Annotated in this window: 25 protein-coding genes; 11 read left to right on the plus strand and 14 right to left on the minus strand. The window is 75.3% G+C overall.

What is annotated here, in order from left to right; translation table 11 throughout:
* The first annotated feature begins 37 nt into the window (after positions 1–37).
* Positions 38–1564 carry a fatty acid desaturase gene (locus ECOMGDLI_RS36875; RefSeq protein ID WP_369812767.1) on the plus strand — a complete coding sequence of 509 codons (1527 nt, stop codon included), beginning with the start codon at positions 38–40 and terminating at the stop codon, positions 1562–1564.
* A gap of 7 nt (positions 1565–1571) precedes the next feature.
* Here the strand turns inward: ECOMGDLI_RS36875 and ECOMGDLI_RS18095 are convergent, their stop codons facing one another.
* On the minus strand, positions 1572–2222 hold the full coding sequence (locus ECOMGDLI_RS18095) for a TetR/AcrR family transcriptional regulator (RefSeq protein ID WP_088318251.1): 651 nt from the start codon (positions 2220–2222) through the stop codon (positions 1572–1574).
* Between the two features lie 142 nt (positions 2223–2364).
* Between ECOMGDLI_RS18095 and moaA the strand changes: the two genes are divergently transcribed.
* From moaA to ECOMGDLI_RS18110, 3 genes are all read left to right on the plus strand, one after another.
* Positions 2365–3453, plus strand: coding sequence for a GTP 3',8-cyclase MoaA (gene moaA, locus ECOMGDLI_RS18100; RefSeq protein WP_088318269.1), 1089 nt, complete (start codon positions 2365–2367; stop codon positions 3451–3453).
* 2 nt (positions 3454–3455) lie between these two features.
* A complete protein-coding gene (locus tag ECOMGDLI_RS18105; protein ID WP_233153514.1) occupies positions 3456–3749 on the plus strand; it encodes a MoaD/ThiS family protein in 294 nt (97 codons plus the stop codon).
* 284 nt (positions 3750–4033) lie between these two features.
* On the plus strand, positions 4034–5710 hold the full coding sequence (locus ECOMGDLI_RS18110; RefSeq protein WP_088318252.1) for a glycosyltransferase family 39 protein: 1677 nt from the start codon (positions 4034–4036) through the stop codon (positions 5708–5710).
* A 30-nt stretch (positions 5711–5740) separates the two neighbouring features.
* On the opposite strand, the gene ECOMGDLI_RS18115 is transcribed toward ECOMGDLI_RS18110, so the two are convergent.
* From ECOMGDLI_RS18115 to ECOMGDLI_RS18140, 6 genes are all read right to left on the minus strand, one after another.
* Positions 5741–6175 (minus strand): molybdenum cofactor biosynthesis protein MoaE, encoded by a 435-nt coding sequence (locus tag ECOMGDLI_RS18115; RefSeq protein WP_088318271.1) that lies wholly within the window; start codon positions 6173–6175, stop codon positions 5741–5743.
* Positions 6176–6277: 102 nt separating this feature from the next.
* Complete coding sequence (locus ECOMGDLI_RS18120; RefSeq protein WP_088318253.1) at positions 6278–6874, minus strand: NTP transferase domain-containing protein; 597 nt, start codon at positions 6872–6874, stop codon at positions 6278–6280.
* Between the two features lie 145 nt (positions 6875–7019).
* On the minus strand, positions 7020–7532 hold the full coding sequence (locus ECOMGDLI_RS18125; protein WP_088318254.1) for a hypothetical protein: 513 nt from the start codon (positions 7530–7532) through the stop codon (positions 7020–7022).
* Between the two features lie 344 nt (positions 7533–7876).
* Positions 7877–8551 carry a Crp/Fnr family transcriptional regulator gene (locus ECOMGDLI_RS18130; protein WP_088318255.1) on the minus strand — a complete coding sequence of 225 codons (675 nt, stop codon included), beginning with the start codon at positions 8549–8551 and terminating at the stop codon, positions 7877–7879.
* 257 nt (positions 8552–8808) lie between these two features.
* Positions 8809–10434 (minus strand): chaperonin GroEL, encoded by a 1626-nt coding sequence (gene groL / locus ECOMGDLI_RS18135; RefSeq protein WP_088318256.1) that lies wholly within the window; start codon positions 10432–10434, stop codon positions 8809–8811.
* Positions 10435–10713: 279 nt separating this feature from the next.
* The gene (locus tag ECOMGDLI_RS18140) at positions 10714–11256 is read right to left on the minus strand and encodes a MarR family winged helix-turn-helix transcriptional regulator (protein ID WP_088318257.1); all 543 of its coding nucleotides are present in this window, start codon (positions 11254–11256) and stop codon (positions 10714–10716) included.
* Positions 11257–11364: 108 nt separating this feature from the next.
* On the opposite strand from ECOMGDLI_RS18140, the gene ECOMGDLI_RS18145 reads away from it, so the two are divergent.
* Together ECOMGDLI_RS18145 and ECOMGDLI_RS18150 are read left to right on the plus strand one after the other, a co-directional pair.
* Positions 11365–13086 (plus strand): bifunctional 3'-5' exonuclease/DNA polymerase, encoded by a 1722-nt coding sequence (locus tag ECOMGDLI_RS18145; RefSeq protein WP_198954967.1) that lies wholly within the window; start codon positions 11365–11367, stop codon positions 13084–13086.
* A 99-nt stretch (positions 13087–13185) separates the two neighbouring features.
* Positions 13186–14754, plus strand: coding sequence for a methyl-accepting chemotaxis protein (locus tag ECOMGDLI_RS18150; protein WP_088318258.1), 1569 nt, complete (start codon positions 13186–13188; stop codon positions 14752–14754).
* Positions 14755–14853: 99 nt separating this feature from the next.
* Here ECOMGDLI_RS18150 and ECOMGDLI_RS18155 read toward each other — a convergent pair whose 3' ends face one another.
* Positions 14854–15057, minus strand: coding sequence for a cold-shock protein (locus ECOMGDLI_RS18155; RefSeq protein ID WP_088318259.1), 204 nt, complete (start codon positions 15055–15057; stop codon positions 14854–14856).
* 324 nt (positions 15058–15381) lie between these two features.
* On the opposite strand from ECOMGDLI_RS18155, the gene ECOMGDLI_RS18160 reads away from it, so the two are divergent.
* Positions 15382–15846 carry a hypothetical protein gene (locus ECOMGDLI_RS18160; RefSeq protein ID WP_198954968.1) on the plus strand — a complete coding sequence of 155 codons (465 nt, stop codon included), beginning with the start codon at positions 15382–15384 and terminating at the stop codon, positions 15844–15846.
* Positions 15847–15856: 10 nt separating this feature from the next.
* On the opposite strand, the gene ECOMGDLI_RS18165 is transcribed toward ECOMGDLI_RS18160, so the two are convergent.
* The 3 genes from ECOMGDLI_RS18165 to ECOMGDLI_RS18175 all read right to left on the minus strand — a co-directional run bounded on the left by ECOMGDLI_RS18165 (position 15857) and on the right by ECOMGDLI_RS18175 (position 17719).
* Positions 15857–16480, minus strand: a complete 624-nt coding sequence (locus ECOMGDLI_RS18165; RefSeq protein WP_088318260.1) for a LytR C-terminal domain-containing protein — start codon at positions 16478–16480, stop codon at positions 15857–15859.
* A gap of 148 nt (positions 16481–16628) precedes the next feature.
* Positions 16629–16919 carry a DUF3263 domain-containing protein gene (locus ECOMGDLI_RS18170; protein WP_088281540.1) on the minus strand — a complete coding sequence of 97 codons (291 nt, stop codon included), beginning with the start codon at positions 16917–16919 and terminating at the stop codon, positions 16629–16631.
* 146 nt (positions 16920–17065) lie between these two features.
* Positions 17066–17719: a hypothetical protein gene (locus ECOMGDLI_RS18175; RefSeq protein ID WP_088318261.1), complete on the minus strand. Its 654-nt coding sequence runs from the start codon at positions 17717–17719 to the stop codon at positions 17066–17068.
* 129 nt (positions 17720–17848) lie between these two features.
* On the opposite strand from ECOMGDLI_RS18175, the gene ECOMGDLI_RS18180 reads away from it, so the two are divergent.
* A complete protein-coding gene (locus ECOMGDLI_RS18180; RefSeq protein ID WP_088318262.1) occupies positions 17849–18526 on the plus strand; it encodes a uracil-DNA glycosylase in 678 nt (225 codons plus the stop codon).
* A gap of 46 nt (positions 18527–18572) precedes the next feature.
* Here the strand turns inward: ECOMGDLI_RS18180 and ECOMGDLI_RS18185 are convergent, their stop codons facing one another.
* Together ECOMGDLI_RS18185 and ECOMGDLI_RS18190 are read right to left on the minus strand one after the other, a co-directional pair.
* A complete protein-coding gene (locus ECOMGDLI_RS18185) occupies positions 18573–19052 on the minus strand; it encodes a hypothetical protein (RefSeq protein WP_088318263.1) in 480 nt (159 codons plus the stop codon).
* Between the two features lie 224 nt (positions 19053–19276).
* Positions 19277–21907 carry a bifunctional FO biosynthesis protein CofGH gene (locus ECOMGDLI_RS18190; protein ID WP_088318264.1) on the minus strand — a complete coding sequence of 877 codons (2631 nt, stop codon included), beginning with the start codon at positions 21905–21907 and terminating at the stop codon, positions 19277–19279.
* Between the two features lie 163 nt (positions 21908–22070).
* Here ECOMGDLI_RS18190 and ECOMGDLI_RS18195 point away from each other — a divergent pair, with 163 nt between their 5' ends.
* The 3 genes from ECOMGDLI_RS18195 (at position 22071) to ECOMGDLI_RS18205 (ending at position 24014) form a co-directional block, all read left to right on the plus strand.
* Positions 22071–22631, plus strand: a complete 561-nt coding sequence (locus tag ECOMGDLI_RS18195) for a GNAT family N-acetyltransferase (RefSeq protein WP_158221054.1) — start codon at positions 22071–22073, stop codon at positions 22629–22631.
* Between the two features lie 48 nt (positions 22632–22679).
* Complete coding sequence (locus ECOMGDLI_RS18200; protein ID WP_088318265.1) at positions 22680–23522, plus strand: SGNH/GDSL hydrolase family protein; 843 nt, start codon at positions 22680–22682, stop codon at positions 23520–23522.
* A 210-nt stretch (positions 23523–23732) separates the two neighbouring features.
* Entirely contained in the window at positions 23733–24014 is a 282-nt protein-coding gene (locus ECOMGDLI_RS18205; RefSeq protein WP_088318266.1) for a dsRBD fold-containing protein, read from the plus strand.
* A 14-nt stretch (positions 24015–24028) separates the two neighbouring features.
* Here ECOMGDLI_RS18205 and ECOMGDLI_RS18210 read toward each other — a convergent pair whose 3' ends face one another.
* Positions 24029–24322, minus strand: coding sequence for a hypothetical protein (locus tag ECOMGDLI_RS18210; protein WP_088318267.1), 294 nt, complete (start codon positions 24320–24322; stop codon positions 24029–24031).
* Positions 24323–24455: the final 133 nt, after the last annotated feature.

The raw sequence follows: 24455 nt of genomic DNA on the forward strand, positions 1-24455 counted from the left end.
GCGCAGCCGCACCGCCTCCGGCCCGACCGCGGGCGCGCTGCGCCGTGCTAGCACCGATCGCCCCGTCGAGCTCGACGCCGTCGGCTGGAGCGACCGAAAGCGCTGGCTCTGGCTCATCGGGCTCCTCGTGCCGATGCTCGTGCCGGCCGCCTTCGGCCTCGTGGCCTGGACCGGCTGGTCGGTCTACTGGTGGTTCGGCCCGTTCTTCGTCTTCGTCGTCATCCCCCTCATCGACGTCTCGCTCGGGCTCGACAAGGAGAACCCGCCGGACGCCGCGATCGCCTGGCTCGAGCAGGACCGCTACTACCGCTGGGTCACCTACCTCTACCTGCCGCTCCAGTACGGCGGGCTCGTCCTCGCGTGCTGGCTCTGGACGGCCGGGCCGATCGAGATGTCCTGGGTCGGCAAGCTCGGGCTCGCGGTCACCGTCGGCTGCGTCTCGGGCATCGGGATCAACACCGCGCACGAGCTCGGGCACAAGACCGAGGACGTCGAGCGCTGGCTGAGCCGGGTCGCGCTCGCCCAGACCGTGTACGGGCACTTCTACATCGAGCACAACCGCGGCCACCACGTCCGGGTGGCGACCCCCGAGGACCCGGCCAGCTCGCGGCTCGGCGAGTCGTTCTGGGCCTTCCTCCCGCGCACCGTGCTCGGCAGTCTGCGCTCGTCGTGGCACCTGGAGAAGCGGCGCATGGAGCGCCGCAGGCTGTCCGTCGTCGACCCGCGCAACGACGTCGTCAACGCCTGGCTCATGTCGCTCGTGCTCTTCGGCGCGCTCGTCGCGGTCTTCGGCGTCGGCACCGTGCCGTGGCTGCTCGCCCAGGCCGTCTTCGGGTTCACCCTGCTCGAGATCGTCAACTACCTCGAGCACTACGGCCTGCGCCGCAACCGGATCACCGGCACCCGGTACGAGCGGGTCCGGCCCGAGCACAGCTGGAACAGCGACAACCTCGTGACGAACCTGTTCCTCTACCACCTGCAGCGGCACAGCGACCACCACGCGAACCCGACGCGGCGGTACCAGTCGCTGCGCTCGGAGAAGGGTGCGCCCCAGCTGCCGTGGGGCTACGCGACGATGATCGTCATCGCCGTCGTGCCGCCGCTGTGGCGCCGGATCATGGACCACCGCGTCCTCGAGCACTACGCCGGTGACGTGACCCGTGCGAACATCCAGCCGCGCCGCCGGGCGAAGGTGCTGCGCCGGTACGGGCCGGGCACCCCGGCCGCCGAGCGGGCCGCGGCCGTGGCCGCCGCCAGGGCCGAGGCGGCACGGGCCGAGGCGGCACGGATCGAAGCAGCCCGGGCCGACGCGGCGCGGCTCGAGGCCACGCGGGCCCAGGAGACGGTGGCGGCCGCCGTCCTGCCCGGCGGTCTCGCGCTCGCCGAGCGGCCGCCGGCCGGGCCGGGCTCGATGCGCTGCCCGGTCTGCGACTACGTGTACGACCCGGCCCTCGGCGCTCCGCGGGAGGGCCTTCCCGCGGGGACCGCGTGGGAGGACGTCCCGGACGCCTGGGAGTGCCCCGACTGCGGGGTGCGCGACAAGCTCGACTTCGTCGCGGTCTGACCGGCGGTCAGGTGCGGCCGGGGCCCCGGGTCCCGGCCGCGCCGCGGGCCGCGACGAGCTGGTCGACGTACGCCACGGTCATCCCGGCGACCGTCCGGGCGACGGGCAGGTCACGCGGCCCGGGCTGGACGAGGTGGCTCACGACGACCCGGCCGACGACGTCGATGACGGCCGCGACGTCGGCGAGGTCGATCGCGCCGAAGTTGCGCATCCCCCACGGCCCGACGCCCTGCCACACCGTCGCGAACACCGGGGCGGCGTCCGAGGTGAGCAGCCGCAGCAGCTCCGGGTCGCCGTCCGGCCCGCTGTCGAGCACCACCTTGAGCAGCGCGTTCCCGCGGCCCTCGTCGATGATCGCCTGGACGGCGGCCTCGATCGCCGCGCGCACCGCGCCGTCCGGGTGCGCCTCGAGGGTGTCGACGGCGATCCCGACGACGCGCTCGACCTCGGCCGCGAGGATCCCGCGGGCGAGGTTGTCCTTCGTCGAGAACTGGTCGTAGACGGTCTGCCGGGACACCCCGGCCCGCTCGGCGACCGCCGCCATCCGGACCCGGCGCCAGCCGAGCTCGGCGGCCATCGCCGCCGCGGCGCGCAGCACGCGGTCCCGCACCGGCAGCACGGCGTCGACCGCGGGCGCGGCGGGGTCGGCGGTGGACACCCGCCCATCATGCCCGCCACGGTCGTCCGGGCTGACCCGACCGGGTCGATCCCGGCCCCGCGGACCAGGTCGTGGGACCGCGGAGGGGACGCCGCGCCGGGACGCAGGTAGCGTGGCCCGCGTGAGCAGCGTCGTTCTCGGGATGCCCGGCCGCCGTCGTGGGACGGACGGCGCCGTTCCCGCGGGCCGGCCCGACGACACCCGCCTCGTGGACCGGTTCGGCCGGGTCGCGACCGACCTGCGGGTGAGCCTCACCGACCGCTGCAACCTGCGCTGCTCGTACTGCATGCCCGAAGAGGGCCTGGACTGGATGGCCGACGAGCGGCTGCTCTCGGACGACGAGATCGTCCGGCTCATCACGCTCGCCGTCACGCGCCTCGGGGTCGAGGAGGTCCGGTTCACCGGCGGCGAGCCGCTCCTGCGCAAGGGCCTGGAGAAGATCGTCGCCGCGACGACCGCGCTGCGCACGCACGCCGGTGAGGTCCCGCAGACCGCGCTCACGACGAACGGCCTCGGGCTCGAGCGGCGCGCGAAGGCGCTCGCCGACGCCGGGCTGCACCGGCTCAACGTCTCCCTCGACAGCCTCGACCGCGCCCGCTTCGCCCGGATCACCAAGCGCGACCGGCTGCCCGACGTCCTCACCGGCCTGCAGGCCGCCGCCGCGGCCGGGCTCTCCCCGGTCAAGGTGAACACGGTCCTGCTCCGCGGGGTCAACGACGACGAGGCCGTGCCCCTGCTCACGTGGGCGCTCGAGCACGGCTACGAGCTGCGGTTCATCGAGCAGATGCCGCTGGACCCGCAGGGCGCCTGGGACCGCGAGGGCATGGTCACCGCCGAGGAGATCCTCACGGCGCTGCAGACCGCCTACCGGCTCACCCCGACCGGCTCCGCGGCCCGCGGTGCCGCCCCGGCCGAGACGTGGGTCGTCGAGAACCCGCCGGCGGGCGCCCCGGCCGGCGCCCGCGCCCCCCGCGTCGGCGTCGTCGCCTCGGTGACACGGCCGTTCTGCGGGGACTGCGACCGGACCCGGCTCACCGCCGACGGCCAGGTCCGCAACTGCCTCTTCGCCCGCGGCGAGACCGACCTGCGCGCGCTGCTGCGCGGCGGCGCCGGCGACGACGAGATCGCCGCCGTCTGGCGCGGCGACATGTGGGCGAAGGAGGCGGGGCACGGCATCGACGACCCGAGCTTCCTGCAGCCCGACCGGCCGATGAGCGCGATCGGGGGCTGACGGTGCCGGACCACGCCGCCGCCCACGTCGACGACCCGGACGCCGGGATGACCGTCGTCGTGCGCTACTTCGCCGGTGCCGCGGCGGCCGCGGGCCGCACCGAGGAGAAGGTGCCGCTGCCCGCGGGCGCGACCCTCGCCGTCCTCGTCGAGGACCTCGTGGCCCGGCACGGCACCCGGCTGGCCCGGGTGCTCGCGGCCGCGTCGTTCCTCCTCGACGAGGTGGGCGGCGACACGCAGCGCCCGCTGCACGACGGGGCGTTCGTCGACGTCCTCCCGCCGTTCGCCGGCGGCTGAGACCCGACCCCTGACCGGCCCGGGTGCTGCCGTCACCCTGCGTCGCGATGCGTGCGTGACCCACCTCTCCTGGGAATCCGCTGGGAAGTCGCCCGGTTCGGCGGGCACACCCCGTGACCACCCGTACCCTGGAGATCAGGACGGCACGTCCGATCGGTCCGGATGTTTCCCCGTTCTGTTTCCTGGCTGTGACACGACGGTGATCACCGTCGGTTACCGTACGACCAGTCGACGTCGACCCCGCGCCCCGGGTCGAGCCGTGGCCGGAGAACGAGGAGGAGTGCGTGCACCAGCTGGCCAGTGGCGCGACGACCCTCGCGCCCGGCGGTGCGGCACCTCGCACGCTCTCCCCGACCGACCTCCGAGACCGCGCTGCGGCGACCACGCCCGGCGGGCCCGACCGGACGGCGTCCCGCGGCCCGCGACTGCGTGACCGGTTCCGCCGCGCGCTGACCGCCGCCGGTCCCGAGGCCCTCGTGCTCGCCGCCGCCGCCGGGGTCTTCTCCTGGCAGGCCGGCACCCCGAGCCCCTGGCGCGACGAGGGCGCCACGATGGTCATCGCCGCCCGACCGGCCGGCGAGATCCTCGAGCTCGTCAAGCACCTCGACCTCGTGCACGCCGCGTACTACTTCATCGTCCACGCGCTGCTCGTCCTCGACCCGACGCCGAACCTCGGCGAGGCGGTCCCCGCGGTGCGGACGATCTCCGTCGTCGCGGCGAGCGTCACCGCCCTGCTCCTCGTCCGGCTCGGGCGCCGCTTCGGCTCGACGGCCGTCGGGCTGTCCGCGGCGCTCGCGCTCGTCGCCGCACCGCTCGCGAGCCGGTACGCGCAGGAGGCCCGCTCCTACGCGCTCGTCATGCTCGCGACGACGATCGCGGCCCTGCTCCTGCTGCGGGCGGTGCAGACCCCCGGGCCGCGCAACCGCCGCGCCTGGGCCTGGTACGCCGCCTCGCTCGGCCTCGTCGCGCTGCTCAACGTCATCGCGCTGCTCGTCGTCCTCGCGCACGCCGTCTACGTCGCGGCGCTCACCCCGCGCGCGGTGCGCCGGCGCTGGCTGGCGGCGACCGCCGCCGGGCTCGGCGTCGTGAGCCCCTTCGTCGTCGCGACGTTCCTCCAGCGCGGCCAGGTCGACTGGCTCTACGCCCCCGCCGCGGCGGACCTGCCCCGGTTCTGGGGCGCGCAGTACGACAGCCTCGGAGCCGTCGCGGGCGTGCTCGCCGTCGCCCTGCTGCTCGTCGCGGTCCCCGACCGGTTCGCCCGCCTCGACCCGCGCCGCCTGCTCCCCGCGGGTGTGGCCGACCGGGTCGGCACGACGAACACCGGGGCGCTCGTCCTGGGCCTGGCCTGGGCCGTGCTCCCGGTCGTCGCGCTCTGGACGATCTCCCAGGCCGAGCCGCTCTACACGTGGCGGTACGTCGTCTTCACCCTGCCCGGGACCGCGCTCGTCGTCGGCAGCCTCGCGACGGCGCTGCGACCGGCCGGTCTCGTCGTCCCGCTCGTCGTTCTCGCGCTGTCCGGCGCCCACATGCAGGACGTCTACCGCGACCCGCACCTCGGTCACGCCGAGGACATGGCGAGCGTCGGCGAGTACGTCTCGGCGCACGCCAAGAAGGGCGACGCGGTGCTCTGGGTGCCCGGCGGCCCCGGCCACATGCGCACCCTCCAGCAGCTCTACCCCGAGCGGTACGCGGGGCTCATCGACGTCGCCCTCGACCGCACCGGCGCCGCGACCGCCACGATCACGGGCACCGAGAAGGAGCCCGAGCAGATCGCCTCGGCGCTCAAGAAGCGCAAGCGGGTCTGGCTCATCAGCGTCGACGGTGCGCTCGGCCGGCAGGCCGACGCGGTCGACAGCGAGAAGGTCCAGCTGCTGCTCGACGGCTACCGGATCAAGCGCGTGGACATCGTCCACAAGTTCCAGGTCACGCTCTGGGAGAAGACCGCGGCGAAGAAGGGCTGACGCCCCGGCGGAGCCCTCGGGCCCAGGGCCTCACGGGCAGGCGACCCACTCGTCCGTGCCGTCGGTGAACACCTGGCGCTTCCAGACCGGCAGGTGGTGCTTCACCTCGTCGACGAGCAGCGCGGCGGCGGCGAACGCCTCCTGGCGGTGCGCCCCGGCGACGGCGACGACGAGCGCGGACTCCCCCACGGCGAGCGGGCCGATCCGGTGCGACACCGCGATCGCCTCGACGTCGGTGCGCGCGGCGACGTCCGCGACGACCGTCGCGAGCACGTCCCCGGCCGTCGGGTGGCCGACGTACTCGATGCCGGTCACGGAGCGGCCGCCGTCGTGGTCCCGGACGACGCCGGAGAAGGAGACGACGGCGCCCGCGCCCGCGTCGGCGACGGCGGCCTCGTGGGCCGCGACGTCGAGGGGATCGGTCGTCACGGCGGCGAGGACGACGCGGCGCGCGGGCGGGTGCAGCCGTGAGGTGTCCCGGACGCGTTCGGCGTGGTCGTGCCCCGGTGCGAGCGCGGGGTGCCCGGCGGTGGCGTCCGGGCGGGTCTGCTGGGTCACGTCGCCAGCCTAGGCGGTCGTCCCCGCGGCGTCGCGAGGCGTGTCGACGTCGTCGCCGTGGCCGACGTCCCCGCACTCGACGAGCAGCACGTCGGTGCGCCCGCGCAGGTACCCGCGGGCCCCGGCGTCCCCCGCGGCGGTCGCGCGGACGCCGTCCCAGTGCTCCCGGCCGAGGACGACCGGGTGCCCTGCGGCACCGTCGAAGGCCGCCCGCGCGAGCGTGGCCGGGCCGTGCGCGCCCGCGACGGCGACGAGCCGGGCGACGACCTCGGCGGTGACGCCGGGGGTGTCGACGAGGCCGACGACGGCGGCCGCCGGGCCGTCGTCGGCGGACAGCGCGGCGAGGCCGGCCCGCAGGCTCGCCCCCATCCCCTCCGCCCAGTCGGGTGCCTCGACGGTGCGCACGCCCGGTGCCGCGGCGAGTGCGGCGACCTCCGCGGCCGACGCACCGGTCACGACGAGGACCCGGTCGCAGCCGCCGTCGAGCAGCGCGCGGGCCGACCGGGCCACCCAGGGGGTGCCGTCCGGGTCGCGCAGCAGCCCCTTGGGCGTGCCCATCCGGCGGCCGGCCCCGGCGGCGAGGAGGAGTCCCACGACGTCGCTCACAGGGCCAGTGTGCCGCCCGGGCGAGGGGTGCGGTCATCTGCGGGCGCGCGTCCGGCGGAGCGGCCGTAGGTTTCCAGCCAGCGGGGGCCGTCACGTCAGGCCGGGGTGACGGTCCCCGCATCCACGCCGCAGAGCGGACGAGCGGTCAGGACTCCCCGCCGACGTCGAAGCCGTAGGCCTCCCACAGCAGGTCCGAGCCGTGCTGGCGGTGCCGGGCGAGCAGGACGAGCAGCTCGGTCGCCTTCTCCCGCAACGGGTCCGCGGCGCTGCGGTCGACGAGCGTGCGCCCGACGAGGACGGCGACCTCCTCGAGCGCGGCCTCGATCCGGCGGTGCTCGGCGACGAGCCGCTCGACGGCCCGGGACAGCCGCGGCGCCTCGGCGATGAGCCCCGCGTAGTACCCGTGCCGGCCCTCGGTCCCGTCGAGGTGCTCGGCGACGACGTCGCGCAGGACCGCGGTCTGCGCGGCGACCCGGGCCACCCAGGCGGCCGGGTCGTCCCGCACCGGGGCCGCGACGGCGTCCTCGAAGCGGCCCATCGCGGCCCGCATCGACGCCCGTCGCTGCCGCAGCAGCGCGTCGAGCGGCGGTTCCTCGACGGCGGTCGCGGCGCGCGCGGCGCCGGGGTCGTCGGGCGTGGTCCGGTGGCTCGTGGTCATCGGGGGCTCCCTCCGCCCGGCCGCGGAACGACCATGCTCGCAAGGAACCCGCGGCCCGCGGAAGGGGCGGCCCGGACGGATCGCCGAACGGCGCCGCCCGCGGCCCGGCGGGGCGCGTGTCCGGGCGTGCGAGGACTGCACGCCCCAGTGTCAGCGCCCTGACAGACGCGGCCCGGCCGCCCGGGCAGGATCTGCCCCGGGGCGACGCACCACCGGCGGTCGCCGGTCCCGCACGCAGGGGGCAGGACCGACGAGGCCCGCAGGGGCCGCCACGTACGTGTGGCTCCCGCACCCGCCGGTGGCGCGTCCCGCCCCTCGGGCGACCTCACCGACCTGACCCACCCTCAGCAGCGCTCGCGCAGGCCCCGGACGTCGTGGATCTCCAGCCGTCCGCGGCCGAGGCGGAGCACGCCGTCGGCCTCGAGCCGCTTGAGCACCTGGTTCGTGGTCGGGCGGGTGGCCCCGACGATCTGGGCGACGTCCTCCTGGGAGAGCGGCACGACGACCGGGAGCACCCCGCGCGAGAAGTGCCGGCCCAGGTCGAGGAGCCGACGGGCGACCCGGCGGTCGACGGGCATGTGGTGGGCCTGCGCGACGAGGCGGCTCAGCCGCTCGGTGTTGCGGGCCAGCGCGATGAGGAGGAAGTCGTTGACCTCGGGGTGCCGCCGGCGCAGCGCGTCGAAGTCCGCGCGGGCCAGCACCCGGACGACGACGTCGTCGAGCGCCTCGATCGTCGCCGTCCGCTGCTGCGCGTCGAGCAGGACGCCGACCTCGCCGAAGAAGTCCCCGGCGCCGAGGACGGCGAGCATGACCGAGGCGCCCGCGGGGGTGGAGTGCCGGACGGCGAGGCTGCCGGACTCGACGAGGTAGAGCGCGTCCGCGACGTCGCCCTGCCGGACGACGACCGCGCGGGCCGGGTACGTCCGCGGTGCGGCGACGGCGAGCACCCTGTCCCGGCCGACCTCGGGGAGGGCGTCGAGGAACGACCGCGGTCTCAGGTCGCTCGCCGGTCCGGCCATGGCGACAGTGGATCACACCGGGCGGCTGATCACATCGGACGGCTGACCGACGGCTGACCGACGGCTGACCGACGGCTGACCGACGGCTGACGGACGGCTGACCGACTACTGCCTGCCGGCTGCCGGACGACCGACGGGGCGGCCTCCCCGAAGGGAGACCGCCCCGCCGATGCGTTGCGTGGTGCAGGTCGTGCGTGGTGCAGATCGTGCGTGGTGCAGGTCGTGCGTGGTGCTGCAGGCTCCTGATCCGCGGGGGATCAGAAGTCCATGCCACCGCCCATGTCGCCGCCGCCGGCCGGCGCAGCGGCCTTCTCCGGCTTGTCGGCCACGACGGCCTCGGTGGTGAGGAAGAGCGCCGCGATGCTCGCGGCGTTCTGCAGCGCCGAACGCGTGACCTTCGCCGGGTCGATGATGCCCGCGGCGATGAGGTCCACGTACTCGCCGGAGGCGGCGTTGAGGCCCCAGCCCGGCTCGAGGTTGCGGACCTTCTCCGCCACGACGCCGCCCTCGAGGCCGGCGTTGATGGCGATCTGCTTGAGCGGAGCCTCGAGCGCGACCTTGACGATGTTCGCGCCGGTCGCCTCGTCGCCCTCGAGCGTGAGCCCGGCGAACGCCTTGACCGAGGCCTGGATGAGGGCCACGCCGCCACCGGCGACGATGCCCTCCTCGACGGCCGCCTTCGCGTTGCGGACGGCGTCCTCGATGCGGTGCTTGCGCTCCTTGAGCTCGACCTCGGTGGCCGCACCCGCGCGGATGACGGCGACGCCGCCCGCGAGCTTGGCGAGGCGCTCCTGGAGCTTCTCGCGGTCGTAGTCCGAGTCCGACTTGTCGATCTCGGCGCGGATCTGGTTGACCCGGCCCGCGATCTGGTCGGCGTCGCCCGAGCCCTCGACGATCGTCGTCTCGTCCTTGGTGATGACGACCTTGCGGGCGCGGCCGAGCAGCTCGAGGGTGGTCGTCTCGAGCTTGAGGCCGACCTCCTCCGAGATGACCTGGCCGCCGGTGAGGATCGCGATGTCCTGCAGCATGGCCTTGCGGCGGTCGCCGAACCCGGGGGCCTTGACGGCGACCGAGCGGAACGTGCCGCGGATCTTGTTGACCACGAGCGTGGACAGCGCCTCGCCGTCGACGTCCTCGGCGATGATGAGCAGCGGCTTGCCGGACTGCATGACCTTCTCCAGGAGCGGGAGGAGGTCCTTGACCGACGAGACCTTGGAGTTCGCGATGAGGATGTAGGGGTCCTCGAGCACGGCCTCCATACGCTCGGCGTCGGTGACGAAGTACGCCGAGATGTAGCCCTTGTCGAAGCGCATGCCCTCGGTGAGCTCGAGCTCGAGCCCGAAGGTGTTGCTCTCCTCGACGGTGATGACGCCTTCCTTGCCGACCTTGTCCATCGCCTCGGCGATGAGGTCGCCGATGGCGGTGTCGGCCGCGGAGATCGAGGCGGTCGCAGCGATCTGCTCCTTGGTCTCGACCTCCTTCGCCTGCGCGAGGAGCTCGGCGCTGACGGCCTCGACGGCCGCCTCGATGCCCCGCTTGAGGGCCATCGGGTTGGCGCCGGCGGCCACGTTGCGCAGGCCCTCCTTGACGAGCGCCTGAGCGAGGACGGTCGCCGTCGTCGTGCCGTCGCCGGCGACGTCGTCGGTCTTCTTGGCGACCTCCTTGACGAGCTCGGCGCCGATCTTCTCGTACGGGTCCTCGAGCTCGATCTCCTTGGCGATGGAGACGCCGTCGTTCGTGATCGTGGGGGCGCCCCACTTCTTCTCGAGGACGACGTTGCGGCCCTTCGGCCCGAGGGTGACCTTGACGGCGTCGGCGAGGGTGTTCATGCCCCGCTCGAGACCGCGCCGGGCCTCCTCGTCGAACGCGATGATCTTGGCCATCGTGTGGTTGATCCCTCCGCGGTACGGGTGGGTTGCGCGGCCGGAGCGGTGCCCGCGACGGACGGGACGCACCGACGCCGTTCCTGTCACGGCGGCGGCACGGCCCTCACCGGACCGGCCAGGAAGCCAGGGGCTCCCGTGTCGATTGGTTCAGCTCGTGCTGTCACTCTCGACCCGAGAGTGCCAGTCCCATGATTAGCACTCGACCCCCGAGAGTGCAAACCCTCGGCGGGCGCGCCATCCACCCGGCGGGCACCCGCCCGTGCTCCGGGGCGGGCCTCAGCCCTCGTCGCCGACGAGCGCCTCGAGCACCGGGACCGCGGCGAGGAGGACGTCGAGGTCCGCCCGCGGGAGCGCGAGCATCCGGTCCCGCAGCGCGGCCGAGCGGGCCGTCCGGACGCCGGCGGTGAGCGCCGCGCCGTCGGGCGTCGCCGCGACCCGGACGGCGCGCCGGTCGGCCGGGTCGGTCTCGCGGACGACGAGCCCGGACTCCTCGAGGGCGGCGACGATGCGGGTCAGGGTCGGCGGGGCGACCCCCTCCCGGGCGGCGAGGTCCCCCAGCCGCATCGGGCCGAGCTGGGCGAGCGTCGCGAGCGCCGAGAAGGTGCCCGGGCCGAGGTCGCCGTCACCGGAGCGGCGGACGATCCGCGCGAGCCGTCCGAGCGCCAGGTAGAACCGTGCCGCCGCGGCGTCGACCTCGGCCGGCAGGTCCTGCGACAGGTCCGGCGGCAGGTCCTGCGGCAGGTCCGCGTGCACGTCGGCACGCACCGGGGCCGCGGCACCCGTCGGCTCGGGGGTCGTGTGGTCGGCCACGGTGGTCATCGATCCATCATCGCCGAGCCGCGACGGTCCCCGCGCGTCGAGGCGGCGGGCCCGTCACCGGCGTGGCGGCCGGCGGAGGGTGTCCGGGCCGTGCGGCAGGATCGCGGCGTGCGCATCTGCGTGGTCGCCGGGCCGGGTCCGGGCCCGGCCCGGCTCGCGCCCGTGGACGACGCGGGCGCGCCGGCCGGGCCCCGCCGCGACGTCCCCGGTCCCGACGCGCTCGCCGCGGCGGTGCGCGGGGCGCCGTCCGACGTCCGCTGGGTCTGGGCGGACACCCCCCGGACGTACCCCGCGGTGCTCGCCGCCGGTGCGCGGGTCGAGCGCTGTCACGACGTCGGGCTCACCGAGGCCCTGCTGCTGGGGGCCGAGGGCCGTTGGGGCGAGCCGCGCTCGCTCGCGGCCGCCTGGGCCCGGCTCACGGGCGGCCCGGTCCCGCCCGACCCGGAGCCGCCGCTGCCCGCCGCCCTCGGCCCCGGCGGCGACCCCGACGGCGGGGTGCAGGACGCGCTCTTCGACGCCGTCGACGTGCCGGCGGCCCCGGCCGCGCTGCCGCCGGGCACCGACCCGCTCGACGTGCTCGTCGCCGTCCACGCCGACCAGCAGCGCCGGGTCGCCGCCGCCCGGGCGGTCTCCCCCGGGTTCACGCTGCTCGTCGCGGCCGAGTCCGCGAGCGCGCTGGCCGCCGTCGAGATGAGCGCCGCCGGTCTGCCGTGGCGCGCCGACCTGCACGACGCCGTCCTCGTCGAGGCACTCGGCCCGCGGGCGCCGCACGGGGGCCGGCCGCCCCGGCTCCAGGCGCTCGCCGAGGAGGTCGCCCGGCTGCTCGGCGACCCCCGGCTCAACCCGGACAGCCCGCCCGACGTGCTCCGGGCGCTGCGCCGCGCCGGGGTGCTCGTCTCCTCGACCCGCCGGCACGAGCTGCGCGGCGTCGACCACCCGGCCGTCGGGCCGCTCCTGCAGTACAAGGAGCTCTCCCGGCTGCACACCGCGAACGGCTGGGCGTGGCGCGAGCAGTGGGTCCGCGACGGCCGGTTCCGCCCGGAGTACGTCCCCGGCGGGGTCGTCTCCGGCCGGTGGGCCTCGCGCGGCGGCGGCGCGCTGCAGATCCCGAAGGCGGTCCGTGGGGCGGTCGTCGCCGACCCGGGGCGGGTGCTCGTCGTCGCCGACGCCGGGCAGCTCGAGCCGCGGGTGCTCGCCGCGCTGTCCGCCGACCCCGGCATGGTGGCCGCGACGCAGGCGGGCGACCTCTACACCGAGATCGCGACCCGCGCGCTCGGCCGCACCGACGCCCGCGCGGAGGCCAAGATCGCGCTGCTCTCCGCGATGTACGGCGGCGGGGCCGGCTCCGCGGCACCCGCGCTCGCCGCGCTGCGGCGCCGGTTCCCGGCGGCGCTCGAGCTCCTCGAGGAGGCCGCCCGCACCGGTGAGGACGGCGGCGCGGTGCGGTCCGTCCTCGGCCGCACGTCGCCCGCGGCCGCCCCGGGCTGGCTCGACGGCCTCGGGCCGGAGGCCGCGGGCGGCCGGGCCCGGGCACGCGGCCGGTTCACCCGCAACTTCGTCGTCCAGGCCTCGGCGGCGGACTGGGCGGGCGTCCTCGTCGCCGGCCTGCGCACCCGGCTCGCGGCGCTCGGCGAGCGGCCGGACGACGCACGCCTGGTGTTCTTCCAGCACGACGAGGTCGTGCTGGAGGTCCGGGAGGAGCTCGCGGCGGCGGCGGTCGGCGCGGTGACCGACGCGGGCAGCGAGGCGACCCGGCTCGTGCTGCCCGGCACCGGCGTCCGCGTCCCGCTCGAGGCGGCCGTCGTGCGGTCCTACGCCGAGAAGGGCTGAACGATCCCCGGCGGCGGCGGCCGGGTCAAGACCCGTGGGGTACCGGTCGATGGGACAGGGTCCGCCCCCTGTCACCGCCGCACCCGACGGAGTCCGACCATGTCCGCTCTCACGCGCACCCTCGGCCGGAAGATCCTCCTGTCGTTCCTCGCCCTCGGCCTCGTCCTGGTCGTCGTCGGCGTCGGCAGCCTGCTCACGGTGTCAGCCCTGAACCGCCGCGTCGAAGCGGTCTCGAGCCGGGCCATCGTGCCCCTCGGCCACCTGCGGCAGGCGCAGAACGCCGGCCACGGGGTGGTCATCGTCGGCTTCGCCGGCGCCGCGACTCAGGACCCGACCGTGCGCACGTCCATGCAGGCGTCGGCGGTGACCTACCAGAAGCAGGTGGCCGCCGAGCTCGACGCCCTCGTCACGACGACCCCGGCCGACCTGCGGCCGCAGGCCCAGGCGCTGCGGACGACGTACACCGCCTTCGTCGCCGCGGACGAGGCCTACCGGGCCGACCCCAACGGGCCGGACGCCGCGGCGCGCGGCGGCAAGGCGTCGGACCTCTACCAGGCGACGGAGCAGCAGTTCGAGAAGCTCGCCGGCCTGCTCACCCGGGACGCGGCCGCCCAGGCCGCCGCGGTGGCGGCGCGGTACCGGCAGTCGGTGCTCACGACCGCCCTGCTCGTCGTGGCCGGCATCCTGCTCGGTACCGGGCTGGGCGTCGTGCTCGCCCGCTCGGTGCGCCGCCGCACCAACGTCGTGCTCGAGGCGCTCGCGGGGATGGCCCGCGGTGACCTCACCGGGGACCTGCCCGACCTCGGGCCGGACGAGCTGGGCCGGATGGGCCGGGCGCTCGCCGAGGGCCTGGCCGCCGTCCGGACGGCGCTGCGCGAGGTGTCGGGCTCGGCCACCGAGCTCGCGGCGTCCGCGGTGGGCCTGAGCAGCCGGGCGTCGGAGACCGCGGAGTCCACCGAGCGGTCGGCCCGAACGGTCGACGAGATGGCGACGGACGCCGACCGGGTGACGGCCGTCGTCCGGGACGCCGCCGCGAACACCGGCGAGCTCGGCTCGTCGATCCGGGAGATCTCCTCGAACGCCCAGGAGGCGGCCCGGATCGCCGGGCAGGCGGTCGGGGTCGTCGAGGCGACGAACGCGACGGTCTCCCAGCTCGGCAACTCCTCGCAGGAGATCGGCAACGTCATCGCCGTCATCCAGAACATCGCCGCCCAGACCAGCCTGCTCGCGCTCAACGCGACGATCGAGGCGGCCCGGGCCGGGGAGGCGGGGCGCGGCTTCGCGGTCGTCGCCGGCGAGGTCAAGGAGCTCGCCCGCGAGACCGCGGAGGCGACGGACAGCGTCATCCAGCGGGTCCAGGCGATCCAGACCGACACCGAGGGCGCCGTCGCGGCGATCGCGGAGATCGGCGAGATCATCCGGCAGATCAACGGCTACCAGAGCAGCATCGCGGCGGCCGTCGAGGAGCAGTCCGTGACGACGGAGTCGATCGGCGGCAGCATCTCGCACGCCCAGTCCCGGACCGAGGCGATCGCGGGCGCGGCCGAGCAGGTCAGCGCCGCGGCGCGGGGCAGCAACGAGTCGGTGGCCGCGACCCGGGCCCTCGCGGACGACGTCGCGCGGATGAGCGCGCAGCTCGAGCGGGTGGTGGCGGGCTTCCGGGTCTGACCCGGAGGGCGGCCCGGCACGGACGGACCGGCGGGACGCGGCAGGGGCCGCCCCCACGCGGGAGCGGCCCCTGCACGACGAACCGTGGGCAGGTCCTCGTCAGACGAGCCGGACCTGCTCGGCCTGCGGGCCCTTCTGGCCCTGGCCGACCTCGAACTCCACGCGCTGGCCCTCGTCGAGGGACTTGTAGCCATCCGCCTGGATCGCCGACCAGTGGACGAAGACGTCAGCACCGCCGCCGTCGACGGTGATGAAGCCGTAGCCCTTCTCGGCGTTGAACCACTTGACGGTTCCCTGAGCCATTCCTTCTCCTGTTGCCTGACTTGCGACGTGCGGCCCGTGGCACGGCACCCGGGCCGGGTCTCACGCTCGCCGTACCGGAGCCCCGAGAGGCTCGTGTCCGCGATGATCCAACGTGCGGGCCTTCTTGCAGGGTGCAGGAGAGGGCGTGCTCATCGAACCGTTCGACCGGGGCACACTGTAGCCGCTGGACCCCCTTGCGGCCGAGAGCCCGCGGGTACCGAAAATTCGGCGTCTTCGCAGGTGGGCGCATGATCGGCGGCCGATTCGTCCGCTCCGCCGGAGATCACAGGACCGCACGGCGGGCCGCGCGCGACAATGGGTGACGTGCCCGCACAGCCTGCGTCGTCGTCCCCCGCCCCGAGGCTCTACACGGCCCGGCACGTCGGGCTGCGCCGCGCGGCCAACTGGCTCAACCTCTCGACGCCCATCGGGCTCGGGCTCGCCCGGCTCAGCGGCGCGACCGTCGAGAAGGGGCCGCACGGCGTCCTCGTCGCCCGCGGGCGGCCGCTGAGGTTCCTCGCACCGCGGGCGATGGCGGTGACGATCGGGGACGTCGTCCTGCTGCGCGCGAGCGACGACGCGCTGCGCCGGCACCCGCACCTGCTCGACCACGAGGCCCGGCACAGCGCGCAGTTCGCGCTGTGGATCGGCCCGCTCGGGTTCCTCCCGGCGTACCTGCTGTGCGCCGTGTGGTCCTGGTGGCGGGTCCGCGACTTCGCCCTGCGCAACCCCTTCGAGATGCGCGCCGGTCTCGTCGAGGGCGGCTACGTGCGGGCGCCGGAGCGGTGAGGACCGCCGGTCAGCGCTGGTAGTCGCTGCCGAGGACGACGGTGATGCCCTTGGCCGCCATGTCGGCGTCCTGCTTCACGAGGTCGATGGCGAGCACCTTCGCGACCGCGAGCGCGGACGCCTTCTGGCTGTCCTCGGCGTAGAAGACCGTCGTGGGGATCGTCGGACGGTAGTTGTCCGGGATCCCGTTGATCGTCCAGCCCTTGGCCGTGAGCTTCGAGGCCGCGCCGCGGGCGAGACCACCGGTCGACGTCGAGTTCCGGACGACGATCTTGAGGCTCTTGTCGACCGTCGATGCCGGGGTGGACGAGGTCTCCTTCGTCGGCTCGGGCGACGGCTCGCTCGCGGCGTCCGACGGCGACTTCGACGGGGCCGGCTCGACTGCGGACGACTGCCCGCCGGAGGGCTGGGCCGCGCTCGAGACGCCGCCCGCGGGCTCGGCGGTCGTCGTCCCGCCGCCGGAGCCGCCGAAGAGGGTCCAGGCCAGGAGCACGACGCCGACCACGACGACCGCGACGGCGACGACGGGCAGGGCGCCGAGCAGCGGGCTCACCCGGGCCCGGTGGGCCCCGCGGCGGCTCGCCTCGACCGGCATGACGTACTGGTCTTCGTTCCGCTGTCGCGTCGTGTTCATCGAGCACCCCTCAGGGCAGCGACCGGTCCACTGACCGGCGCCACCGCGCTTCGACCCCCGAGGACGGCACGGCGGGGGTCCCCGCCGTGACGGCAGGCGGACGCCTGCCAGACGGACTCCCCGGCCAGCGGGGCTGTGGTGGTTCGGCTCAGCCGTTGATGCCGAGCCGGCGTGCCGAGCGGGCGCGCTGGCGGGACTGCCGCATGCGCCGCAGCCGCTTGACGAGCATCGGGTCGAAGGCGAGCGCGTCGCTGCGGTCGATGAGGGCGTTGAGCACCTGGTAGTACCGCGTCGAGGACATGTCGAACAGCTCGCGGACGGCCTGCTCCTTGGCACCGGCGTACTTCCACCACTGCCGTTCGAACGCGAGGATTTCCTGCTCGCGAGCCGTCAACCCCGCCGACGGCGTGCTCGACTCGATGATCCGAGCGGCTTCCATGAATCCCCTCCAGCCCTGCGACGACGTCACTGTACGGGGAGAACCACAACGGTGTCATTCCACCACTCCGCCGCCGGGACCCGGCGGCGGGGGGACGACGGGCGGGGGACCCGGCTCCCACAAGATCGAATGGCACGACCCCGAGTCTACGTGGGCCCCCCGGGGCCGGACCCCGGAACCGCGGACGTCAGCCGCCGGAAGGCTGACGCGTGCCGGACGTCCAGCCACAGCAGGGCGAGCCCCTGGACGGCGATCCCGAGGCCGTCGCCGCGCCGGCGCGGGGCGCGGGCGGCCAGCGCCACCCCGGACGCGACGTAGCCGACGTCGAGCACGGCGTTGACCCCCGTGACGCGGGCCATCCGGCGGGCCCGAGCGCGGGCGGCGTCCGGGGTGAGCCCGGTCCGCCGGGCCCGGCGCAGGCCGCGCAGGCCCCAGCCGACGATCGCCAGGTCGACGAGCCCCCAGCCGAGGGCCTGCCGGGCGACGTCGCCGACGGTCGAGCCGCTCGTCGTCCGCATCGAGGCGCCGGCGTCGAACCCGTGGGCGGCGGCGGCGAGCAGGCCGCCGGGCACCGGAGGGTGCTGCCCCTCGCCGGTCCTGTCCTGCGGGCCGATACCGGCCGCGATCTGCGTCGGGCCGCCGTCCCCGGCCGGGCCGGGTCCCGTCCCCCGCCGCAGCGCGGCCACCGCGAGGCCGGCCGCGACGCTCGCCCCCGCCCACAGCGCCAGGGCCCGCAGCAGGGCCCGTTCCTCGTCGAGGACGGCGGCCACGAGGTCCGCGCCCCCGTCGGCCGTCCGCACCGTCCCTGTCGTCCCTACCGTCCTTGCCGTCCCCGACCGACCCGTCATGACGCCCACGGTAGGTCGGCGAGCGGTACGGGGACACCCGGGCGCCGGACAACCGGCCGCCGCGTGCCCTAGATTTCCCGCGTGCCGCGTCGTCCGCTCGCCGACCTGATGGACCCGGGGTGGGCGCAGGCCCTCGCCCCCGTCGAGGAGCGGATCGCCGCCCTCGGGGACTTCCTCCGCGCCGAGGTCGCCGCCGGCCGCGGCTACCTGCCCGCCGGGGAGCACGTGCTCCGCGCCTTCACGCAGCCGCTCGACCGGGTCAGGGTCCTCGTCGTCGGACAGGACCCCTACCCGACGCCCGGCCACCCGATCGGCCTGTCGTTCGCGGTGGCCCCGGACGTGCGGCCGGTCCCGCGCAGCCTGCAGAACATCTACCGCGAGCTCTGCGCGGACGTCGGCTGCGCGCAGCCCTCGAACGGCGACCTCACACCGTGGACCGAGCAGGGCGTCCTGCTGCTCAACAGGGTGCTCACGGTGCGCCCCGGCGGGTCCGCGGCGCACCGCGGCAAGGGCTGGGAGGAGGTCACGGACGCCGCGATCCGGGCCCTCGTGGCCCGCGGCGGCCCGCTCGTGGCGATCCTCTGGGGCCGGGACGCGCAGAACCTCGAGCCGCTGCTCGGGGACGTCCCCCGGATCAAGAGCGCGCACCCGTCGCCGATGTCGGCGGACCGCGGCTTCTTCGGCTCGCGGCCGTTCAGCCGCGCGAACGAGCTGCTCGTGCAGCAGGGCGGCAGCCCGGTGGACTGGTCACTGCCCTGACCGGCAGGTCAGGCCCTCCCCGTCGGACGAGCGGCGGCGTGAGCCGTCAGCCGAAGCGGCGCAGGGAGCGCGTCTCGCGCCGGTAGCCCTCGAAGACCGTGTGCCGGTACTCCAGGCAGGCGCGCTGGTACTCGCCCTCGTCGAGCATCCACGGCTCGGCGACGACGTCGACACCCTCGAGCAGCTCGTGGAGCGCCGCCATCCGCTGCGGGGCCTCGCCGCGGGCGAGCGCCACGAGCCGGCGGCCGTACCAGGTGACGGCGAAGCCGCGGGTGTCGACCTCGACGAGCCCGGCCGGCACGAGCCGGGCCACGGCGTGCTCGAGCTCGCGCTGCGAGAGGACGAGGTGGTTCATCGCGTCCGCCGCGATGATGACGTCGACGAGCCGGGCGGGGAGCTCCTGGGTGCCGGTGACCCGGACCGCCGCGAGCACCCAGGCGTCGCTGACGAGCCAGCTGCCGAGGTCGTCGAGGACGTCGGCCCGGGGCGGAGCGTCGCCCGCGGTGGCGGGAACCCAAGGGCTCACCGCGTCTCACCGACCGTCGACATAGTGCTCCGCTCCTGCTCGCACACACCGTCCCATCCCCCGGGCCGGCCTGTGGATATCCTCACCCGAAAACGCTCCGTGAGCAACGGTCGTTGGCGAGAGACCATGTGAGATCCGTCGAACGCACGACGCACCGACCGACGATCCGGCTGGTATCACTGCGTTTCGCAATGGATCTTATACGCAGAGCGACAAGATCGTTTCTATGACGCAACGGTTGCGACGTCGTCCGATCGGTCGATAACGTCACCGTACGTGGTCGTTCGGCAGCGGGGAGTTCTGCCGATGGACGACGCGAGCTCCTCGAGCTCGCGCACCGTCATCGCCGAGCCGTGCTGCGACCCGGCCATCCGGGAGATCGTCTCCTCCATGAGCGTGCCGCCCACGTCGTTGGAGCCGGAGCGCAGCATCGCGCGCGTGCCGTCCGGCCCGAGCTTGACCCACGAGGTCTGGATGTTGTCGACGAGGCCGTGGAGCAGGAGCCGCGCGAGGGCGTGGACGGCGACGTTGTCGCGCATCGTCGGACCGGGCCGGGCCACCCCCGCGAGGTAGATCGGCGCACTGTGGTGGACGAACGGCAGCGCGACGAACTCGGTGAACGCCGCGGCGCCGCCGGCGAGGCTGCGCTCCTGGATCCCGGCGAGGGTCCGCAGATGCGTGACCCAGTGGGCGGGGGTGTCCACGTGGCCGTACATCATCGTCGAGGACGTCGGCAGCCCCACCGCGTGCGCCGTGGAGACGACCTCGACCCACGTGGCCGTCGGCAGCTTGCCCTTGGTGAGCAGCCAGCGGACGTCGTCGTCGAGGATCTCGGCGGCCGTGCCCGGGAGCGAGCCGACGCCGGCGGCCTTCGCCTCGGTGAGCCACTCGCGCACCGACATCCCGGTGCGGCTCGCGCCGTTGACGACCTCCATCGGGCTGAACGCGTGGACGTGCATGCCGGGCACGCGCTCCTTGACCGCGCGGGCCAGGTCGAAGTAGGCCGTCGCGGGCAGCTCGGGGTCGATCCCGCCCTGCATGCAGACCTCGGTGGCGCCGAGCTTCCAGGCCTCCTCGGCGCGGTCGGCGACCTCGACGAGGGAGAGCGTGAAGGCGTCGAGGTCCTTGCGGCGCTGCGCGAACGCGCAGAACCGGCAGCCGGTGTAGCAGACGTTGGTGAAGTTGATGTTCCGGTTCACGACGTAGGTGACGTCGTCCCCGACGACGTCGCGGCGCACGTCGTCCGCGATGCCCGCGAGCGCGACGAGCGCCGGCCCGTCGCAGTGCACGAGGGCCAGGGCCTGGGCGTCGGTGAGCCGGCGCGGGTCGTCGGCGGCGACCGCGAGCGCGGCCGCGACGTCGGCGTCGATCCGTTGCGGGGCAGCGGTTCCGGCCGGATCGGTTCCGGCCGGGCCGTCGGGCTGCCCCGGCCGGTAGCCCGCCGCGGCGGAGCCCTCGCCGGACGACGCACCGTGCACGGCCTGCTCGCGCAGCAGCGCCCAGTCGCCGTAGACGTCGTCGAAGTCGGCCCGCTTGTCGCTGCGCCGTCCGGTGGTGTCGATCTCGGTGTGCAGGTCGACCCGGCCGCTGCTGCCCCACGTCGGGTCCGGCTCCTGCCACGGCCGCCCGACGGGCAGCGCACGGACGTCGGCGAGCCCGGTGCCGCCGTCCGCGAGCGCCGCGACGTGCCCGGCGACGCGGGGGTCGAGCCAGGGCTCGCCGGCGACGACGTACTCGGGGTGCACCGTGAGCCGCTCGGTGAGGGTGAAGCCGGCGTCCGCGGACCAGCGCCCGAGGTCGTCGAGGTGCGGCCACGGGCGCTCGGGGTTGACGTGGTCCGGGGTCACCGGCGAGACGCCGCCCCAGTCGTCGGCGCCCGCGGCGAGCAGGCGGGCCAGCGCGGCCGGCTCGGAGAGGTTCGGCGGCACCTGGATCCGCATCCGGGGGCCGAGGACGACCCGCGCGACGGCGACCGCCGCGAGGTACTCGTCAGCGTCGGCGTCCGGGGCGGCCCGCATCGCCGTCGCCGGCTTGGCCCGGAAGTTCTGGACGATGACCTCCTGGACGTGCCCGTACTGCCGGGCGAGCCGGCGCAGGTCCAGGAGAGACTCGGCGCGCTCGGCGAGCGTCTCGCCGATCCCGACGAGGATCCCCGTCGTGAACGGCACGGACAGCCGGCCGGCGTCCTCGATCGTCCGCAGCCGGACGGCCGGGTCCTTGTCCGGCGAACCGAAGTGCGCCTCGCCCGGGGTCTGGAACAGCCGCCGGGACGAGGTCTCGAGCATCATCCCCATCGACGGCGAGACGGGCTTGAGGCGGCCGATCTCCTCCCACGACATGACGCCGGGGTTGACGTGCGGGAGCAGCCCGGTCGCCTCGAGCACCTGGACGGCGAGCGAGCGGACGTACCCGAGCGTCGAGTGGTAGCCGGCCTCCTCGAGCCAGGCCGCGGCCTCGGGCCAGCGGTCCTCCGGGCGGTCGCCGAGGGTGAAGAGCACCTCGCGGCAGCCGAGCGAGGCCCCCTGGCGGGCGATCCGGAGCACCTCCTCGGGCGTGAGGTACGGCGCCTTGCCCTCCCGGGCGAGCTGGGTCGGCGTCTTCACGAAGGTGCAGTAGTGGCAGCGGTCCCGGCACAGCCGGGTGACGTCGACGAAGACCTTCCGGGAGTACGTGACGATCCCGGCACGGCCGGCGCTCGCGAGGCCGGCGTCCCGGACGGCGGACGCGGCCCCGAGCAGCCGGTCGAGGTCGGCGCCGCGCGCCGCGAGCAGCACCTCGGCCTCGGCGGCGTCGATCGTCACGCCGTCCTCGGCCCGGCGCAGGGCACGACGCATGGCGGACTCGGTGGGCTGCATGGCGCGATTCCATCACGCGCGGCGCGCCACCGCGACGGCCGGCCCGGTGGCGCAGGGCCCGGTGCCCGGACGGCGCCGGGGCGCTAGGTTCGTCGCACCGGGTCCGTTCCCGCACCGGGTCCGTCCGTCGGTCGCCCGCTCGCGGGTGGTGGAGGTGGTCACCGTGCTCGTCGGCTCCGTCGCCGCGCTGCGCGAGGTGCGTCGGGAGGACCTGTCGGTCTTCCACGGCGTCCTCGGCACCGACCCGGCGTTCCACGCGAAGGTCATGCTCGAGCCCTGGGTCCCGACGACCGTCGCCGTCGCCCAGGCCCGCTACGACGCGGGCCTGGCCAAGGAGCCCGACCCGAGGGCGCCGGTGCAGTTCACCGTCCAGTCCGCGACGGACAACGCCGGCCGCTGCCTGGGCTGGGGCACCCTCTGGGGGATCGACCTGCACCAGCGGATCGCCCACATCGGCGTCGGGCTCATCCCGGCGGCCCGTGGGCGCGGTCTGGGGCTGGACGCCGTCCGGCTGCTCTGCCGGTACGCCTTCGAGGTGCGCGACCTGCACCGGGTCGGCCTGGAGACCTTCGCGACGAACGAGCCGATGCGCCGGACGGCGCTCGCGGCCGGGTTCACGCAGGAGGGCGTGCTCCGGGAGAGCGGGTACGCGATGGGCGAGCGGATCGACGAGGTGCTCTACGGGCTGCTCCGCAGCGACTGGAAGGCCGCGCAGGCGGGCTGAGCCCCGGTCCCGACCCCTCGTCGGGGGCATGGCGTACGGTCGGTCGCCATGACCGGTGCCGACACCGACCCCGCTCTGCCCGCCGGGTCCGCCCCGAGGTTCGGGCGCTACGTGGCCCTCGGCGACTCCCTCACCGAGGGCATGTGCGACCCGGCCCAGGAGGGCTCCGAGCATGCCTGGCGCGGCTGGGCCGACCGGCTCGCCGACGCCCTCGGCGCCCGGGCGGCGGCGGCCGGGGAGGACTTCGACTACGCGAACCTCGCCATCCGCGGGCGGCTGCTCACCGAGATCATCGCCGAGCAGGTGCCGGTGGCCCTGGACCTGCGCCCGGACCTCGTGAGCCTCGTCGGCGGCGGCAACGACGTGCTGCGCGCCGGCGTCGACCTCGACGCGCTCGCGTCGACCCTCGAGGACGCCGTCGCGCGGCTGCGCGCGACGGGCGCGACGGTGCTCATGGGGACGGCGTACGACCCGCGCGAGGCGCCGCTCATCAAGCGGGCCCGCGGGCTCGCGGGGATCTTCACCGCCCACGTGTGGACGATCGCCCGACGGCACGACGCGCACGTCATCGACCTGTGGGGCATGCAGGCCCTGCGCGACCGGCGGATGTGGGCGCCCGACCGGATCCATCTCACCGCGGACGGGCACCGGCGGGTCGCGGCGCAGGCGCTCGACGTCCTCGGGATCGGCGGTGAGGAGGGCTGGCACGTGCCGCTGCCCGCCGCTCCCCCGCGCGGTCGCCAGGAGGCGTGGCGCGAGGACGCGCTCTGGGTGCGCGAGCACGTCGTCCCCTGGGTCGGCCGGCGGATCCGCGGCCGCTCGAGCGGCGACGGACTGCCGCCGAAGCGCCCGGACCCGGCGCCGGTCGGGCCCACGGCGACGGCCCGGTAGCCGACCGGGCCCACGCGACCGGCCCGGACGACCGGCCCACGCGACCGGCCCGGACGACCGGCGCGCGCGCCCGGCCCGCGNCGACGGCCCGGTCCGGCCGACGGGCGGCGGGGTTGTCTGGACGTACGGCGCCGCCGTCGAGCGGCACCGACAGCTGCGGCCACGACGGCCACCGGGCCGGCGCGGCTCCTCGGGCTGGAGGAGACAGTCATGACGAGCACCGAGACCTGGAACGTCGAGATCATGCTCTTCGAGGGTGACGACAACACCGCCGCGCGGGCGACCCTCATCTCCGGGACCGGCGCGAACCGGCGCCGCACCCTCGTCGGCACCGGGCGTGCTCACCGCAAGGCGAGCGACCCCGCCATCCCCGAGATCGGCGCCGAGATCGCGACGGCCCGCGCGCTGCGCGACCTCGCCGACCGGCTGCTCGGCGCGGCCTCCGACGACATCGCCGACATCGAGCAGCACGAGGTGCACCTGGTGCGCTGACGGCCCGCCGCGGGTCACCCGGCGAGCGGCAGGGTGGCCGGCGCGTTCTCGACGTCGACGTGGACCTCGCAGAGGTCGGTGTCGCCCACGGCGTCCGCGGGGCAGAAGTAGCAGCCCCGCGGCGTCGTGGCGACCGAGGCCGAGTGCTCGTCCCGGCAGCCGATGCCGCAGTACACGTAGACGACGCTGCGCACCGTGCCCTCGACGACGACCGGACCCGCATCGAGCCCGCGCCCGCAGTGCTCGCACCGCCCCGGTGCCCCGCCGTTCGGACGGCGGGTGGCGATCGCGGTGACGGGTGCGGTCATGGCGTCCTCCGGTGTGGTCGGCGGGGCGTTCTCCTGCTGCTGGACGCAGCCTGCACCCGACCACCGACAACCTCAGGCGGTGCGTTTCCAGGTGTCGTCGGGTGGTGCCTGGTTCCAGATCGGTGGTGTGAGG

This window comes from Kineosporia sp. R_H_3, assembly GCF_002198675.1.
In the GTDB taxonomy this organism is placed as follows: Bacteria; Actinomycetota; Actinomycetes; order Actinomycetales; family Kineosporiaceae; genus R-H-3.